12 protein-coding genes are annotated in these 14,422 nt (G+C 59.0%); 6 read left to right on the forward strand and 6 right to left on the reverse strand.

All coding sequences use genetic code 11. The features are described from left to right. The first annotated feature begins 51 nt into the window (after window positions 1-51). The 6 genes from BLM14_RS04655 to BLM14_RS04680 all read left to right on the forward strand — a co-directional run bounded on the left by BLM14_RS04655 (window position 52) and on the right by BLM14_RS04680 (window position 6,510). Complete coding sequence (locus tag BLM14_RS04655) at window positions 52-1,002, forward strand: carbohydrate ABC transporter permease (RefSeq protein ID WP_099998312.1); 951 nt, start codon at window positions 52-54, stop codon at window positions 1,000-1,002. Between the two features lie 10 nt (window positions 1,003-1,012). Further along, window positions 1,013-1,852, forward strand: coding sequence for a carbohydrate ABC transporter permease (locus tag BLM14_RS04660; RefSeq protein WP_099998313.1), 840 nt, complete (start codon window positions 1,013-1,015; stop codon window positions 1,850-1,852). Beyond that, window positions 1,849-2,910, forward strand: coding sequence for a Gfo/Idh/MocA family protein (locus BLM14_RS04665; RefSeq protein WP_099998314.1), 1,062 nt, complete (start codon window positions 1,849-1,851; stop codon window positions 2,908-2,910). The genes BLM14_RS04660 and BLM14_RS04665 overlap by 4 nt, the downstream gene beginning before the upstream one ends. A 28-nt stretch (window positions 2,911-2,938) precedes the next feature. Next, on the forward strand, window positions 2,939-3,940 hold the full coding sequence (locus tag BLM14_RS04670) for an ABC transporter ATP-binding protein (protein WP_099998315.1): 1,002 nt from the start codon (window positions 2,939-2,941) through the stop codon (window positions 3,938-3,940). Window positions 3,941-4,047: 107 nt separating this feature from the next. Beyond that, window positions 4,048-5,109 carry an L-glyceraldehyde 3-phosphate reductase gene (gene mgrA, locus BLM14_RS04675; protein WP_099998316.1) on the forward strand — a complete coding sequence of 354 codons (1,062 nt, stop codon included), beginning with the start codon at window positions 4,048-4,050 and terminating at the stop codon, window positions 5,107-5,109. Between the two features lie 81 nt (window positions 5,110-5,190). Beyond that, the gene (locus BLM14_RS04680) at window positions 5,191-6,510 is read left to right on the forward strand and encodes a UDP-glucose dehydrogenase family protein (protein ID WP_099998317.1); all 1,320 of its coding nucleotides are present in this window, start codon (window positions 5,191-5,193) and stop codon (window positions 6,508-6,510) included. A 134-nt stretch (window positions 6,511-6,644) separates the two neighbouring features. Here the strand turns inward: BLM14_RS04680 and BLM14_RS04685 are convergent, their stop codons facing one another. The 6 genes from BLM14_RS04685 to BLM14_RS04710 all read right to left on the reverse strand — a co-directional run bounded on the left by BLM14_RS04685 (window position 6,645) and on the right by BLM14_RS04710 (window position 13,277). After that, window positions 6,645-8,330, reverse strand: coding sequence for an ArnT family glycosyltransferase (locus BLM14_RS04685; protein ID WP_099998318.1), 1,686 nt, complete (start codon window positions 8,328-8,330; stop codon window positions 6,645-6,647). A 15-nt stretch (window positions 8,331-8,345) separates the two neighbouring features. Beyond that, window positions 8,346-8,666, reverse strand: coding sequence for a lipid-A-disaccharide synthase N-terminal domain-containing protein (locus BLM14_RS04690; RefSeq protein WP_099998319.1), 321 nt, complete (start codon window positions 8,664-8,666; stop codon window positions 8,346-8,348). Then, window positions 8,659-9,390 carry a glycosyltransferase family 2 protein gene (locus tag BLM14_RS04695; RefSeq protein WP_099998320.1) on the reverse strand — a complete coding sequence of 244 codons (732 nt, stop codon included), beginning with the start codon at window positions 9,388-9,390 and terminating at the stop codon, window positions 8,659-8,661. The genes BLM14_RS04690 and BLM14_RS04695 overlap by 8 nt, the downstream gene beginning before the upstream one ends. A 104-nt stretch (window positions 9,391-9,494) precedes the next feature. Beyond that, the gene (locus BLM14_RS04700) at window positions 9,495-11,144 is read right to left on the reverse strand and encodes a thiamine pyrophosphate-binding protein (RefSeq protein WP_100001035.1); all 1,650 of its coding nucleotides are present in this window, start codon (window positions 11,142-11,144) and stop codon (window positions 9,495-9,497) included. Next, window positions 11,128-12,315: a CaiB/BaiF CoA transferase family protein gene (locus BLM14_RS04705; RefSeq protein ID WP_100001036.1), complete on the reverse strand. Its 1,188-nt coding sequence runs from the start codon at window positions 12,313-12,315 to the stop codon at window positions 11,128-11,130. Before BLM14_RS04705 ends, BLM14_RS04700 begins: the two co-directional genes overlap by 17 nt. A gap of 5 nt (window positions 12,316-12,320) precedes the next feature. Beyond that, a complete protein-coding gene (locus tag BLM14_RS04710) occupies window positions 12,321-13,277 on the reverse strand; it encodes an alpha/beta hydrolase (RefSeq protein ID WP_099998321.1) in 957 nt (318 codons plus the stop codon). Between the last annotated feature and the right edge of the window lie 1,145 nt (window positions 13,278-14,422).

A 14,422-nucleotide genomic window follows, 5' to 3' on the forward strand; every position in this document is an offset into this window, starting at 1 on the left:
GTGAGCCGGTTTAGACACGACCAAAAATCACAAGCAGGGGTCGCGGATTTAATGAGCACAGTCGAACATTCATCGGTCGATCGAGGCGAGGACAAACACCGCCGGCGCTGGCACATTCTGGTGTTCCTGCTGCCAGCCCTGCTCGTCTACACGGCTGTAATGATCCTGCCGCTCGTCGAAACGCTGCGGCTCTCCCTGTTCAACGTCAAGGATGGCCAGAGCGTTTTTGTCGGCTTCGGCAACTTCCAGGTGCTTTTTGGCGATCCGCGCTGGGCAGCCAGCTTCTGGAATGCGCTGGGCAACAATTTCATTTTCTTCCTGATCCACATGCTCGTGCAAAACCCGATCGGCGTAGCGCTTGCCGCCCTATTGTCCGTGCCGAAGCTGCGCTTTGGCGCTTTCTACCGCACCGCAATGTTCCTGCCGACGCTGCTGTCCTTCGTGATCGTCGGTTTCATCTGGAAGCTGATCCTGTCGCCGATCTGGGGCGTCTCCCCCTATCTGCTTGATCTCGTCGGCCTGAAGTCGATGTTCTCGCCATGGCTGGGCAAGCCGGGCACCGCGCTGATCGCCGTATCACTCATCTCGGTCTGGCAATATGTCGGTATCCCGATGATGCTGATCTATGCAGCCATGCTCAACATTCCCGATGAGGTGCTGGAAGCTGCCGAGTGCGATGGCGTTACCGGCTGGAGCCAGTTCTGGAAGATCAAGCTGCCGCTGATCCTGCCTTCCATCGGTATCATCTCCATCCTGACTTTTGTCGGCAATTTCAACGCGTTCGACCTGATCTATACGGTGCAGGGTGCGCTGGCGGGGCCGGATGGATCGACGGATATTCTGGGCACCTTGCTCTACCGCACCTTCTTCGGCTTCCAGCTGCAGATCGGCGATAAATCGATGGGCGCGACGATCGCGACGGTGATGTTCCTCATCATCCTGTCCGGTGTCTGCCTCTACCTCTTTGCCATCCAGCGGCGCATGCGCCGGTACCAGTTCTAGGATCAAGCTCATGGCAAAACCAACCGCTTCACCCATCCGTACCGGCTTCGTTCATCTGGCGCTTGGCGCCTACACGCTGATCGCGCTGTTCCCGGTGTTCCTGACTGTCATCAATTCGTTCAAGGACCGGGCATCGATCTTCCGTGATCCGCTCGGTCTGCCGACGCCGGCAAGCTTCAGCCTGGTCGGCTATGAAACGGTTCTGAAACAGGGCGATTTCATCCTGTATTTCCAGAACAGTTTCATCGTCACTGCCGTGTCGATCTTCTTCGTCCTGCTGTTCGGTGCCATGGCTGCCTTCGCACTTTCGGAGTATCGTTTCCGCGGCAACACGATGATGGGGCTTTATCTCGCACTTGGCATCATGATCCCGATCCGTCTCGGCACGGTGGCTATCCTGCAGGGCATGGTGGCGGCGGGGCTCGTCAACACGCTTACGGCGCTCATCCTCGTCTACACGGCGCAAGGCCTGCCGCTTGCCGTCTTCATTCTCACGGAATTCATGCGCACCGTGTCGGATGATCTGAAGAATGCCGGGCGTATCGATGGTCTTTCCGAGTACTCGATCTTCTTCCGGCTGGTCCTGCCGTTGGTAAGGCCGGCGATGGCAACAGTCGCGGTCTTCACCATGATTCCGATCTGGAACGATTTGTGGTTCCCGCTGATCCTCGCGCCAAGTGACGCCACCAAGACGGTGACACTCGGCAGCCAGGTGTTCATCGGCCAGTTCGTGACCAACTGGAATGCTGTTCTCGCGGCCCTGACACTGGCGATCGTGCCGGTCCTGGTTCTCTATCTCATCTTCTCGCGGCAGCTGATCCGCGGCATCACATCGGGAGCGGTCAAATGACGGCACAGAAGCCGATCCGGGTTCTTGTGGCGGGGCTCGGAAATATGGGGCGGAGCCATGCGCTCGCCTATCATAACAATCCGGGTTTCGAGATAGTCGGACTGGTCAACCGCTCGGTCGTGGCTCTGCCGGAGGAATTGCGCTCCTATACGATCCACCCGTCGTTCGATCAGGCACTTGCCGAGCTGAAGCCCGAGCTCGTCTCGATCAATACCTATTCCGACAGTCACGCCGACTATGCCGTGGCGGCGATGGAAGCGGGCGCGGATGTCTTCGTCGAAAAGCCGCTCGCGACCACGGTTGCCGATGCGGAACGCGTTGTTGCTGCCGCCAGGAAACACGGCCGCAAGCTGGTGATCGGCTATATTCTCCGTCATCACCCGTCCTGGGTGCGGCTGATCGAAGAGGCGCGCAAGCTTGGCGGTCCTTACGTGTTCCGCATGAATCTCAACCAGCAGTCGAGCGGCGCGACGTGGGAAACCCATAAGTCGCTGATGAAGACGACATCGCCGATCGTCGATTGCGGTGTGCATTATCTCGACGTGATGCTGCAGATCACCGATGCCAGGCCGGTGCAGGTGCGCGGCATGGGCGTGCGTCTCACCGATGAGATCGACCCGAGCATGTACAATTACGGCCATCTGCAGGTGTTGTTCGATGACAATACGGTCGGCTGGTACGAAGCCGGCTGGGGTCCGATGATGTCGGAGACAGCCTTTTTCGTGAAGGACGTGATCTCGCCCAATGGTTGCGTGTCCATTGTCATGGACCAAAACGCCAAGTCGGATGACATCGACTCGCATACCAAGACGTCGACCATACGGCTGCACTCGGCAAAGACGGGACCGGACGGACGCTTCGCCAAACCGGACGAACTTCTGAACATGGCGGGTGAGCCGGGACACCAGGATCTTTGCGATCTTGAGCAGGCCTTTGTCCTCAAGGCAATTCGCGAAGATCTCGACCTTGGCCGCCACATGCAGGACGCCGTCCGGTCGCTCAGCGTCTGCCTTGCGGCGGATGAGAGTGTGCGCACCGGCAAGCCAGTAGACTTATAAATTTGAATCAAGAAACGGGAACAAGACATTGGGTTCTTTGAAGATTGAAAATATCCGCAAGTCCTTCGGCCATGTGGACGTGCTGAAAGGCATCAACCTCGAGGTCAAGGACGGCGAGTTCGTGATTTTTGTCGGGCCGTCCGGTTGCGGCAAATCCACCTTGCTGCGGGTTATCGCGGGACTCGAAGATGCGACGTCGGGCGACATCCTGATCGATGGCAAGAAGGTGAACAACACGCCGCCTGCCAAGCGCGGCATTGCCATGGTGTTCCAGACCTACGCGCTTTACCCGCATCTCTCGGTTCGCGACAATATGGGGCTCGGCCTGAAACAGGCAGGCAAGCCGGCGGAAGAAATCAAGGAACGAACCAGGATCGCCTCGGCCATGCTGTCGCTCGATGATTATCTTGAACGTCGCCCGGCAGAACTTTCCGGCGGTCAGCGCCAGCGCGTCGCCATCGGCCGCGCCATTGTGCGTGAGCCGCAACTGTTCCTCTTTGACGAACCGCTGTCGAACCTCGATGCCGCACTGCGCGTCAACACGCGCCTGGAGATCGCACGCCTGCACCGGCAGCTGAAGGCAACCATGATCTATGTGACGCACGATCAGGTCGAGGCGATGACCCTCGCCGACAAGATCGTCGTGTTGAACCAGGGGCGGATCGAGCAGGTCGGTTCGCCGATGGAGCTCTATAATTCGCCGCAGACGATCTTCGTTGCCGGGTTTATCGGCTCGCCGCAGATGAACCTGATCGATGCGGCAAAGCTTGGTCAGAGCGGCGCCAAGACGATCGGCATCCGCCCGGAACATATTCAGGTGAGCAAGACATCAGGCGACTGGAAGGGCTCGGTCATACATGTCGAGCATCTGGGCGCCGACACGATCATCTATCTCCAGACCGATTTCGGTCCGCTCACCGTTCGTCTCTTCGGCGAGCACAATTTCGAGGTGGACGGTGTGCTTTACGCTTCGCCGGACGCTGGCCGGACATATCGTTTTGACAATGAAGGGCAGGTTATCAAGGGCTGATTTCGTCAATTCATGTCATGACATGATCAAACGTTTGGGTCATAGTCCGGCGCGCTGCGGAATCATTGCCGTGCGCTGCTGATACAGACAAGAACAGGACGACGACCATGGGCTGGACACCGGATTCCAAACGCTACGACACGATGAAATATAATCGCTGCGGCAGGAGCGGTCTCAAGCTCCCGGCCATTTCCCTCGGGCTGTGGCACAATTTCGGTCATGACACGCCGCATACGGTCAAGCAGGCGATCTGCCGTCAGGCCTTCGATCTCGGTATAACCCATTTTGATCTTGCCAATAATTACGGCCCTCCGCCCGGTTCGGCTGAAGAGGCATTCGGCGAAATACTGCGAAATGATTTCAAGGGTTACCGCGATGAGCTGATCATCTCCTCGAAGGCTGGCTATGGCATGTGGCCCGGGCCCTATGGCGAGTGGGGCAGCCGCAAATATATGATTGCCAGTTGCGATCAGAGCTTGAAGCGGCTCGGTCTCGACTATGTAGACATCTTCTATTCCCACCGCTTCGACCCCGATACGCCGCTTGAAGAGACGATGATGGCCCTGGATCAGATCGTAAGCTCGGGCCGTGCCCAATATATCGGCATCAGCTCCTACAATTCTCATCGCACGCGTGAGGCTCAAGCCATCCTGGAAGAGCTTGGTACGCCCTGCCTCATCCATCAGCCCAGCTATTCGATGATCAATCGCTGGATCGAAGAAGATGGCCTGATCGACACGCTGGAAGATTTGGGGATTGGGTCGATCGTGTTTTCACCACTGTCGCAAGGCATGCTGACTGACAAGTATCTCAAGGGCGTACCCGAAGCGAGCCGCGCTGCTCAGGGCAAATCGCTCAATCCGAATTTCCTGAGCGAGAGCAACGTTGCCAATATTCGTGCACTCAATGAAATTGCCGGCAGGCGCGGTCAGACGCTTGCCCAGATGGCGATTGCCTGGGTTCTCAGGAGGGGGCGGATCACGACGGCACTGATTGGCGCAAGCAAAGCCCAACAGGTCGTCGATTGCGTCAAGGCACTCAACAATCTTGAATTCACAGACGCCGAGCTTGCCGAGATCGACACATATGCCAACGATGCCAATGTCAATCTCTGGGCAGCGTCCGCCGAACGCGAAGGTCCGCAGCGTGTGCCGCCGAAACTCGCTTGAAGTCGCAACCAGAGATTGGCAGCGCACCACTAATATGCGAAACGTCTGCGCCTGGAAATTGATACGGATTGGAATCGTTCGATGAAGATTGCGATGATCGGGACCGGATATGTCGGTCTGGTGTCGGGTGTTTGCTTTGCGGAGTTCGGATTTCAGGTCACCTGTGTAGACAAGAATCCCGCTATCATCGAACGCTTGCAGGCGGGTGAAGTCACGATCTACGAGCCCGGTCTCGATGAACTCCTGTTGCGCAATGCGCGCGACGGGCGATTGGTCTTCACGACGGATCTCGAAACCACTGTTGCCGATGCCGATGTCATTTTCATTGCGGTCGGCACGCCGTCCCGCCGTGGTGATGGCGAGGCAGACCTGCAGTACATCTATGCGGCCGCTGATGAAATCGCCGCTGCGATGAAGCCGGGCGCGGTCATTGTCATCAAGTCTACCGTGGTCGTCGGCACCAATGCCGATGTGCGTGCGCGCATTGGCAAGGCACGTCCGGGCGTTGCGTTCTCCATGGTCTCCAATCCGGAGTTCCTGCGCGAAGGCTCGGCAGTCGAGGACTTCCTTCGTCCCGACCGTGTCGTGGTTGGTGTTCACGACGACGCCGGTGCAGCGGCGATGAAACGCGTTTATCGCCCGCTTTATCTGCGTGAGACGCCGATGATCGTGACGACGCTCGAAAATGCCGAGATCATCAAATATGCGGCCAATGCCTTCCTGGCGATGAAGGTGACCTTCATCAACGAGGTCGCCGACCTTTGCGAGAAGACGGGCGGCAATGTACAGGACGTGGCGCGGGCGATCGGCATGGACAACCGTATCGGCTCAAAATTTCTGCATGCAGGGCCGGGATTTGGCGGTTCCTGCTTCCCCAAGGATACGCGCGCCTATGCTGCGACGGGCCGCAAGATGAATGCGCCGCAGACGCTGATCGAACAGGTCGTCACGATCAACGAACAGCGCAAGCGTTCCATGGCGACAAGGGTTATCGAAGCCGCACAGAAGAACGGCGAGAAGTCCGTTGCGGTTCTCGGGATCGCCTTCAAGCCCAATACCGACGATATACGCGAATCTCCGGCACTGGACATCATTCCCGTGCTGCAGAAGGCAGGCTTGGCTGTGCGCGCGCACGACCCGGAAGCACGGGTTGCGGCGGAACCGGTCTTGCCCGGCGTCACTTGGTGCAAGTCCGCTTACGAAGCCGTTGAAGGGGCAGGGATCACCGTCCTCCTGACCGAATGGAATGCCTATCGCGCGCTTGACCTGAAGCGGGTGGCAAACCTGATGAGCGGCAATCTCCTGTTCGACCTGCGCAATGTCTATAGTGCGCAGGACCTCGACGGAACCGGCCTCGAATACCATTCGGTAGGAAGGCCGCTGGTGGGGAAAGTCAGCTAGTCGCGCTTGACTAGCCGCACTGCAGCTCCAATGGAAATGGCGTTCGCTCCAAAGGACTATAATCCTATTCATGACTGAGGCCGTCAATTCGACATTAGTCACAAATCGATGTTTTAAATGCCGTTTACGCGCCTCTAAGGCACTGCCTTGTAAAGCGTGATCGTCGTCTTGCGGCCCTTGCTGTAATTGATGCCCGAAACGGTTGCGACGGCCGCAACCGATTTTTCGCCTTGCGGCAGGCTCTTGATGAAGGCGTCGTGTTCGCGCTCGTCGACGGCGGAAATCGCGCATGCGGGGTCGCTGGTGAGGTGTTGCGCAGCGCCCGGACCATCGGTGAGGAGGGTTTTCGTGCCTGCCAGAAAGACAAGGCTTGGTTCGGAGTAGCTCGCAGATGCAAGCACGCTGTTGTCGCATTGCTTCGCGGCTTTGAACGCATCGGCAACGGCAGGGCTCAGCCACATTGGCGTGATGGCCGGAATGACGCCCCAGGTGAGCAGCCCCAAGGTAATAATCGCAAAAATTGCAGCAGCTTGCAGCGCGCCCTTGAGATTATGATTCAGGATGAGGCCGCTGGCGAAGACGCCCGCCGCCAGGGCTGTGAAGAAGACAACGATCCCCGGAAACGAGAAGGAACCGGTCATGACGTAAGGGAGGACGAGGCCGGCACCCATAATGCCCAGCGTTGCGACCACGAGCCCGAAAAGCGTCAGACGCTCCAGCCAGATTTGCCAGCGCCCGCGATAGGGCTGCGCGGCGATGCCGGTGTCGACCGCCCATGCCATCATCAGCAGCAGGGCCGGATAGGCCGGCAGGACGTAATGCGGCAGCTTGGTCGGGATAAGTTCCGTTACCAGCCAGAATGGCACATACCAGGCAGTCAGAAAGGCGAGGCGGGGGTCGTCGCGCAACCGGCTCAGTGCCTGCAGCCCGCCCCGAATGGCAAGCACGCCGAACGGCCAGATGAAGACCACGAAGATCAGCGCGAAATAGCCGGGCGGTGCGCCATGGCTTTCCTGCGCATCGCCGACTTTCGACAGGAAATCCTTGTTGACGGATTCGTTGAAGAAGGCGCCGCCGCTTTTCAGCGTGATCAGGACGAGCCACGGCAGCACGATCGCCAGCAGGATGAGAATACCACTCAATGGCTTCAGCCGTTTCAGCCAGCGCCACTCGCGGTAGAAAAGGCTGAGCGTGCCCATGGTGAGGAGGCTGACAAAGGGTGTGATCGGGCCCTTGATCAGGACGCCGGCGGCGGTTGCTACCCAGAAGATGAGGGCAGGAGTCCATCGCGCCGCCGCGTGTACGCGGCTGGCCATCCAGATCCAGGCAAGCGCGCCTTGAGCGACGACGACAGTTGCCAGCACCATCGCATCGGTCTTTGCCACGCGTGCCTCAAACCCGAGCATGACGATGGCGGCGAGCGCAATTCCGGCAAGAAGGCCGGCACTCTGGCCAAAGAAGAATGCGCCGAGCGCCGCGGTTCCCAGCACCGCCAGCGTCGCCCCCAGCACCGAGACCAGCCGGTAGGCCCAAACCGGCGCATTATCGTCGTAGCCGGTGAGCTTGAGCGCTGCGCTCTGCAGCCAGTAGATGCCGATCGGCTTCTTGTAGCGCGATGCATCCTGAAAGCGGATATCCACATAATCGCCGCTCTCGGCCATCTGGTGCGTGGCCTGGACATAGCGGGATTCATCCCGGTCGAGCGGGGGTATCGACGCGATGCCCGGAACGAACGATACAAGGCAGATGAAGATCAGCAGCAGGTAGTGGCTGGGACGAAGCCGCGCGGTGCGAGCGGGCACAGGATCGGAGTGGATCATTGACGGCCCCCTGGCTCAGGTATCCTGCGTCATCGCCTTCTTCTCATTGGCGATCAGCCAGAGATTGCGGATGTAGACAATGAGGCCGAGGCCCTGGCCGGCGATAAACACCGGATCCTTGCGCACGATCGCATAGACAAACAGCAATGTACCGCCGAACAGCGAAAAGAACCAGAATGTCACCGGCACGACGCTGCGCTTTGCCCGCTCCGAGGCGAGCCACTGCAGCACGAATCGCATGGTGAAACAGGCCTGCGCAAAGAAGCCGAGCACAACCCAGGCGTCGAATTGCGCGATGAACACCGAGTGCAGCCAATTGGTGATAGCGTCAGCCATGGCTGATCTCCGTAATCGTTGGAACGGTCTTGCGGCGTTTTCTCAACCACCAGACACCATATAGATCGAGAATACCGCGCAGGCCGCGGTCGAGAATCCCGTAATTTGATTTGCCGTGGCGGCGCTCGCGGTCGACAACATCGACATGCACCACGCCATAGCCCTCGCGAATGACCAGAGCCGGCAGGTAGCGGTGCCAGCCATCGAAGAACGGCAGCTCGCGGAACAGGTGGGTATGAACGGCCTTGAGGCCGCAGCCGCTGTCGCGCGTATTGTCCTTGAGGATCGCGCCGCGCAGGTTGTTGGCAAATTTTGAAGAAATCTGCTTCAGCTTGGTATCGGTCCGTTTCAGGCGCTGCCCGGCGGCAATGCCGATCGCGGGGCCGGCCTGCAGCAGTGCATCGGCCAATCGCGGCAGGTAGGCGGGATCGTTCTGGCCGTCACCATCCATCGTGACCACGACCTTGCCCCTGGCGGCAAACACGCCCGAACGCACGGCCGCGCTCTGGCCGGCTGACTTGTCATGGCGGACATGCCGCAGCGGCTTTCCGGCCTTTATTCTTGTCCCGAGAGCTTCGCCGGTCGTGTCGGTGGAGCCGTCGTCAACCACAATGACTTCGTAGCTGCGGCCATCCATGGCTGCATCCACTTCATCGAGGAGAAAGGCTAGATTGGCGGCCTCGTTTCGGCACGGAATGACGATTGTGATTGCCGGATTGATCAAGTCAGACGCTTTCGTATTGTCTCTTCAGGCGCGCTGCATAACATTGAAAGCGCCGCCTTGCTATCCTCATTTACGTTACGAAGCTGTAATGGTCCCGCTGTTGATCAGCGCTTGTTGCGAATGTCGGTGAGCGTCTTGGCTGGAGTGATCGCCTCGGGATCGAGGCGTATTTCAATGATTGCAGGTTTGCCGCTCTGCACCGCGCGCTGCCAGGCGCCCTCGAACTCTCCCGTCTTCTCCACCGTCTCGCCGTGTCCGCCATAGGCGCGGGCAAGCATGGCGAAATCCGGATTGGTGAGATCCGTCGCGGAAACCCGGCCCGGATATTCCCGCTCCTGATGCATGCGGATCGTGCCGTAAATGTTGTTGTTGATCACGAGCACGATGATCGGCAGGCTGTATTTGACTGCGGTGGCAAAGTCCTGGCCATTCATCAGGAAGCAGCCATCGCCAGCAAAGCAGACAACCGTACGCTCCGGATAGAGCTGTTTTGCCGCGACGGCAGCGGGAAGTCCGTAGCCCATCGAGCCGGACGTGGGCGCAGCCTGCGTGGCGAAGCGGCGGAAACGGTGGAAGCGATGCAACCATGTGGCGTAGTTGCCTGCGCCATTGGTCATGATTGCGTCTTCGGGCAGCACACTCTCGAGAAAGGACATGATCGGCCCCATCGCTACCTTGCCGGGACCCGTCTGCGGCGGCGTCGACCAGGAAAGGTAAGACTTGTGTGCGGTTTCCGCTTCACCAGGCCAGTTGATGTGTGACGGTGGCGCAAGATGCTCGACGGCCTCGGCAAAGGCATCGGGTGCGGCGTTGATTGCCAGACTGGGGCGATAGACACGTCCAAGCTCATCCGCGTCGGGGTGAACATGGATCAGCGTCTGCCTGGGGTAGGGGCTGTCCATCAGCGTATAGCCGGAGGAGGGCATTTCGCCGAAACGTCCGCCAACCAGCAACAGCACGTCCGCCTCTTTCACGCGGGTGGCCAGAGCGGGATTGATGCCGATGCCGACATCGCCGGCATAGTTCGGATGCAAATGGTCGAACAGCATCTGGCGGCGGAACGAGCACCCGACGGGCAGATGCCATTTCTCCGCAAAGCGCGTGATCGAATGGACCGCACGCTCGTCCCAGCGCGAGCCGCCGAGAATCATGAAAGGCTTTTTCGCGCCCTGCAGCAAGTCGGCAAGCTTTTCGATGCTGGCGGGCGAGGGGCCGGTCTCAACCGGCTGCCAGCCTTGCGCGGCGACGGCATCGACCTTGTCCGTCAGCATGTCTTCCGGCAGGGCCAGGACCACAGGCCCCGGACGGCCGGAGGTCGCAACTGAAAACGCCCTTGTCACGAATTCCGGAATGCGCCGCGCATCGTCTATCTCCGCCACCCATTTCGCCGTGTCGGCAAAGAAACGGCGATATTCCACTTCCTGGAAGGCTTCGCGTTCGCGCGCCTCGCGCTGCACCTGGCCGATGAAAAGGATGAGAGGTGTCGAATCCTGCTTGGCGATATGGATGCCCGGAGAGGCATTGGTGGCGCCCGGACCGCGCGTGACGAAGCAAATGCCCGGCTTGCCGGTCAGCTTGCCCCAGGCCTCGGCCATCATCGTGGCGCCACCCTCTGCGCGGCAGACCGTTACGCTGATATTGGCATCGTAGAGCGCGTCCAATACGGCGAGATAGCTCTCGCCTGGAACACAGAACAGGCGTTCGGCCCCATTGGCAACCAGAGCTTCAACGATCAGTTCACCGCCGGTCTTCATCAGGTGCATCCTTCAGCTCTTTCAATATTTCGGCGCTATGTTCGCCGAGGCGCGGCGAAGGCCGCGTGTAGGTCAGTGGTGTTTTCGACATGACGATGGGCGTGCGCACCGAGGGTATGGTGCTGCCATGCGCATCGTCGAGATCAAGCCGCAATTGACGGGAAACGATTTGCGGATCGTCGAACATTTCGCCGATCTGGTTGATTGGACCCGCGGGAACGGCATTCTTAGCGCACGCCTCCAACAGTTCAGCGCGCGTGTGCTTCCTTGTTTCGGCTCTGATCAAGGCAGTCAGTTCGGCACGGTTTTCCAGCCGCGCCCGATTGGTCAGAAAGCGCGGATCGCTGGCAAGACTGTCAAGCCCGGCAATGGCGCAGAACCGCGCGAACTGGCCATCATTGCCGACGGCGAGGATCATATGGCCGTCGGATGTCGGCACCACTTCATAGGGTGAGATGTTCGGATGCGCATTGCCCATGCGATGCGGGCTCTTGCCCGTCGCCAGATAGTTCATGGCTTGGTTGGCCATCACCGCCGACTGCACGTCGAACAACGCCATGTCGATCATCTGGCCTTCACCAGCCCTGGCCACATGCGCCAGTGCGGCTTGAATGGCGATTACGGAATAGAGCCCGGTGAAAACATCGGCTACAGCAAGGCCAACCTTCTGCGGCTCGCGATCGGGTTCTCCCGTCACCGACATGAGCCCGGACATGCCCTGGATGATGAAGTCGTAGCCTGCCTGCGTGGCATAGGGACCGGTCTGGCCAAAGCCGGTGATCGAGCAGTAGACGAGTCGCGGGTTTTCGGCGCTCAAAGACTCATAGTCGAGCCCGTATTTCTTCAGGCCTCCAACCTTGAAATTTTCCAGCACCACATCCGCTGTCCGGCACAGCGCCTTGACGGTTTCCTGTCCTTCCGGCGAGGTGAAATCCACGGTAATGGAGCGCTTGCCGCGATTGCACGAGTGGAAATAGGCCGCCGAGAGGTTTTCACCCTCGCTGCTGTTGATGAAAGGCGGTCCCCAGCCACGGGTCTCGTCGCCTCCGGAAGGATTTTCCACTTTGATGACGTCGGCGCCAAGATCGGCGAGAATCTGCCCGGCCCATGGACCGGCGAGGACACGGGCGAGTTCGATGACGCGTATACCTTTAAGGGGGGCATCGGACATGATCGTCAAGCGCTCTCCAAATTCTTTGTTTGCCTCTCGACAACTCGCACAGCCCAGTCGGCGAAATCCTGCATGATCACGTCCCGGTTGATCTCATTGAGGCCTTCATGCCGCGTATCCTGGTAGATCGTGGTCGTGATCTGGGTGAAGCCAAGCTTGCGCATGCGGTTTTCAAGGTCCCTGACAGATTTGCCCTTTGCGGTGGCTGGATCTTCCGCGCCGCCGACAAGATTGCAAGGCAGGTCGCGGGGAGCCTTCGCCAGTAACGAATCGTCGGCACCTGTGAATATGAAGTCGAAAATATCGCGCCACATGCTGACCGTCGGGTTCCAGCCCGAAAGGGGATCGGCGAGATAGGCGTCCACTTCTGCGGGATCGCGCGATAGCCAGTCGGATGGAGTGCGCGCGTTTTTTATGCCGCGTCCCCAATCCTGAAAGGTGAGTTTCGGCAAGAGCATGCTGGGAACGTCGGAGCCCAGCAACATACGTTCCGCGCGCAAGATACCTTGCGCGACACGGCCGAGAAAGCCAGCGGAGAAATTGGCATTCCAGATTGCTGCTGCATCGACCTTTTCCGGATGTTTCAACACATAGTTCAGTGCAACCAGACCGCCCATGGAGTGGCCGAAAAGGATCAGCGGCAGGCCGGGGTGACGGCTGCGGGCCAGATCGTTAATGGCATCCACGTCATCCAGTACATGACTGGGCCCGTCAGTCGGCGCAAAGCGCCCGGCAGGCGCGCCTGGCGCCTTGGTCAAGCCATGACCGCGGTGATCGTGGGCATAGACATGGAAACGCTGTCCGTTCAGGAACTGCGCAAAACGCCCATAGCGCCGGGAATGTTCGCTGACCCCGTGGTTGATCTGGAGAACCGCACGGGCTGGCCCGACGGCAGGTGAAAAGCGCATGGCGAGTATTGCGCCCGTCGGACTCTCAACGTTTTCGATGTCTTCAAAAGCCATTCGGCGCCTCCCGTTGTAATTGAAAGGGTGGCGCGCGATTAGTCAATGCGGAATAGATGTTACGAAAATCCGCTCAATTTTTTTCGATCTTGCACAATAAATAATCATCTTCAAATCAATGCAATTTTATTTTGCAAAACCTCTTGCAAACGACAAAAACATGCCGCAGAACTTCACTCCGAAAGAGATTGGATGCTGGTCTTTTCCCGATTGCCACAACTGCATACGCGCTACGCGAGCGTTTGATTGCAGGGAATGTGACGATTGAACTGACTGCGAGCATCCAGACCTTGCCAGTTACATGGCCGTTCACGGGAGAAGAGGACGCTCCCCGAATGCGGCACCAGAGGGGAAACCGGGTGACGGAAATATCCGCGCCCGGTTTCGCTCGTTTTGGGGCCAAGTGCCAGAAATCGCAAGAGAGGGATCGTTTCGCGATGATCTCGCCATGGTCGAACAGCACCTCCCTCTCCGTCATCCTCGGGCTCGACCCGAGGACCCACGGTTGAGAAGGATTGGAATATCACGGCACGCAACGCATTCCAGCAAAGTGAAATTCCCAATGGCCGTTTGCGTTGACGGTTTCGTTCCCTGGATCGCGTCGGGATGGTGGATAAATTCTCGCCCCTTTGCCATGGGTCCTCGGGTCAAGCCCGAGGATGACGGAGAGGCAGGCACCCTGCGATTATTGGAGAAGAAGGTGCCTGTCGACCCTTGCACGATCCCACCGCTTTCAAATATTCCCGCCAACTTATCCAACACCCGCAAACCTCGTTTATTATTCTCCCGTCCTTTCCACGGGGAACTGCTTCCGGAGCCGTTCGAAGCGGGGAGAGGATCGGCGCCTCCGATGGCGGGTAACGGACCCGCTGTCCGGGGAAGTTGCGTCCAAGGGTTCCCTGCCGGTACTAGGACCGGTGCGTGCTGGACGAGCACTGTGAGGGGCGGTGGGTCAGGTAAGGGCTACGAGCCCGGCCGCTGCCGTCGCGACGCGGAACGGATGCGATAGAAAAACGCCGGACGGGCGGTCTTCGGATCGCATTATACTTCTACAAAGACGCGCTTCGACGACCGCCCGTCTTCCCAACCATTCAATGGCCAGACGCAAAGGCGGGCGTGGCAAGGGAGAGTGCTAAACCCGCGTA

The organism is Phyllobacterium zundukense (assembly GCF_002764115.1).
GTDB classification, from domain to species: Bacteria; Pseudomonadota; Alphaproteobacteria; order Rhizobiales; family Rhizobiaceae; genus Phyllobacterium; species Phyllobacterium zundukense.

Excerpts from the sequence above, each read along its gene's own strand:
- BLM14_RS04705 (WP_100001036.1), bottom strand. The coding sequence starts at position 12,315 with ATGTCCGATGCCCCCCTTAAAGGTATACGCGTCATCGAACTCGCCCGT.
- BLM14_RS04685 (WP_099998318.1), bottom strand. The coding sequence starts at position 8,330 with ATGATCCACTCCGATCCTGTGCCCGCTCGCACCGCGCGGCTTCGTCCC.
- BLM14_RS04660 (WP_099998313.1), top strand. The coding sequence starts at position 1,013 with ATGGCAAAACCAACCGCTTCACCCATCCGTACCGGCTTCGTTCATCTG.
- BLM14_RS04655 (WP_099998312.1), top strand. The coding sequence starts at position 52 with ATGAGCACAGTCGAACATTCATCGGTCGATCGAGGCGAGGACAAACAC.
- BLM14_RS04710 (WP_099998321.1), bottom strand. The coding sequence starts at position 13,277 with ATGGCTTTTGAAGACATCGAAAACGTTGAGAGTCCGACGGGCGCAATA.
- BLM14_RS04690 (WP_099998319.1), bottom strand. The coding sequence starts at position 8,666 with ATGGCTGACGCTATCACCAATTGGCTGCACTCGGTGTTCATCGCGCAA.
- BLM14_RS04680 (WP_099998317.1), top strand. The coding sequence starts at position 5,191 with ATGAAGATTGCGATGATCGGGACCGGATATGTCGGTCTGGTGTCGGGT.
- BLM14_RS04665 (WP_099998314.1), top strand. The coding sequence starts at position 1,849 with ATGACGGCACAGAAGCCGATCCGGGTTCTTGTGGCGGGGCTCGGAAAT.
- mgrA (WP_099998316.1), top strand. The coding sequence starts at position 4,048 with ATGGGCTGGACACCGGATTCCAAACGCTACGACACGATGAAATATAAT.
- BLM14_RS04700 (WP_100001035.1), bottom strand. The coding sequence starts at position 11,144 with ATGAAGACCGGCGGTGAACTGATCGTTGAAGCTCTGGTTGCCAATGGG.